The organism is Candidatus Nitrosarchaeum limnium BG20 (genome assembly GCF_000241145.1).
Taxonomy (GTDB): domain Archaea; phylum Thermoproteota; class Nitrososphaeria; order Nitrososphaerales; family Nitrosopumilaceae; genus Nitrosarchaeum; species Nitrosarchaeum limnae.
Genome location: NZ_AHJG01000153.1, coordinates 1 through 1,650, shown reverse-complemented (window position 1 = coordinate 1,650; position 1,650 = coordinate 1). Strand labels below are relative to the sequence as shown.

Below are 1,650 nucleotides of genomic sequence, written 5' to 3'. Positions count from 1 at the left end.
TTGTAATACGTAAAGAGGTTGATCTACATTATCCACTCCTAATCTTTGACCTGCAACAAAAACTACAACATAATCAGCCTGCATATCATTAAGCATTTGCCATCCTTTATCAGGAGAACTCATAAGCATTATTGCAAGATTTTTGATTATCCAAGTATTTAATGTAGAATTATCTGCAATTGTTGCTCTTTCTCCCAATGTAGATATCCAGTATCCATAATCCCACCAAGATGCAACTACAGCATCTTTAGGAGTGTTATTTTTTATCCATTCCATTGTTTCTAGCCAATCATCAGTACTTACAGGATAAGAAGAACCACCATTTAGAATTGTAGGAGGAGTTTTTACTGCTGAAACCCAATTTCCATTTGAGGGAAAAGAGAGAGGGATCATCAAAAGAATAATTATTCCAACAAGAAATGAAGATTTGATTATCAAATTTTAAATTTTTTATATTCTGTATTTTTTAGTATCTCTTTTACAAGTATAGATAGTCCTATTGAAGAAAGTATTATTAGAGATAATGATGCAAATACTTCTAATCTTACAAATGCAGAGCTAACATAGATTCCAATTAATCCAATTATTAATGAAAATGAAAGCATGTCATTTTTAATAAAACTAGATTCTTTTGTCTTGTTATTTTTTATGATTAACCAAATTCCCAATCCCGCAAAAATCATTAGAATTGAGTGAAAGAAAAAGGATTGTCCAATTGTGGTACTTGCATGTTCTGCAACAGAATCCACTAGAGGAACAGAAGTGGTTAAAAATGGATTTATTGCGTTGAGATATCGATAGCTTGGTAACGGTAAAAATTCAGCACTTGCATTAATTATCAATAGTACGGTACCAATGATCAAAATGGATGCTAAGAACAACAATCCATTTCTAGTTTTTTTGGTTTCATTACTTTTACTTTGAATAAAAATACAAGATATTACAAAAATCGTTGGAACTATCAACGAAATACCTCCCAATCCAAAGATAAAACTTGATGCTAATCTTTCAAAATTCAGAGATACTAAAAAAACTGTTGCAGTAAAGAGTGGAATTGACCATAGTAGAAATTTATGATCAGTTCTTAGAAATGGTAATGTAAGAAAGAATATTCCGATTGGAATAATAAAAAATTGGCTTCCACCCCATGAGGAAATTGATAAAGGTACTGTAATTCCCGCCGCAATCAATTTTACAATAGCTATTTTTTTATTTTTAGAGATAATACCACTAAGCAAAAAATAGAGTGCTAAAAGACCAAAAAACAACCCAAGAGGTTCAGATTTGAACCAACCTATAGTACCTCTTAATATCATTGGCAATGAAACAGAAAAGAGTAATGCAGAAAACAATCCAGCAGTTGTACCACCTATCACTCTAACTAATGCAAAAATCACAATACCACTAAGTGAACCAAAAATTACAGGAAATAAAATGGCAAAGTCATAGAGTTGCATACCTCCACCAAAAATCCAATATGTCAATGCAGCAGTTAAGTGAAGTGTAATTTGTGAAGTTTGAGAGACATCTCTACCATGTGGATACCAACTTAAATTATCATTCCATTGATAATACGCATTTATTCCATTATCAACTATGTATTGTGTAGCTCTATAATTAAAAAATGGATCAAATTCATTTAACTCCCAA

Annotated in this window: 1 protein-coding gene and 1 pseudogene; both read right to left on the bottom strand. The window is 31.4% G+C overall.

Features of this window, described 5'->3' with window-relative positions:
- Nucleotides 1-438, bottom strand: a pseudogene (locus tag BG20_RS13165) (hypothetical protein); the annotation flags it as partial.
- Nucleotides 435-1,650, bottom strand: a 1,216-nt coding sequence (locus tag BG20_RS04800; RefSeq protein ID WP_272480956.1) for an STT3 domain-containing protein, incomplete at its 5' end; no start/stop codon positions are given. The pseudogene BG20_RS13165 and the gene BG20_RS04800, both read right to left, overlap by 4 nt.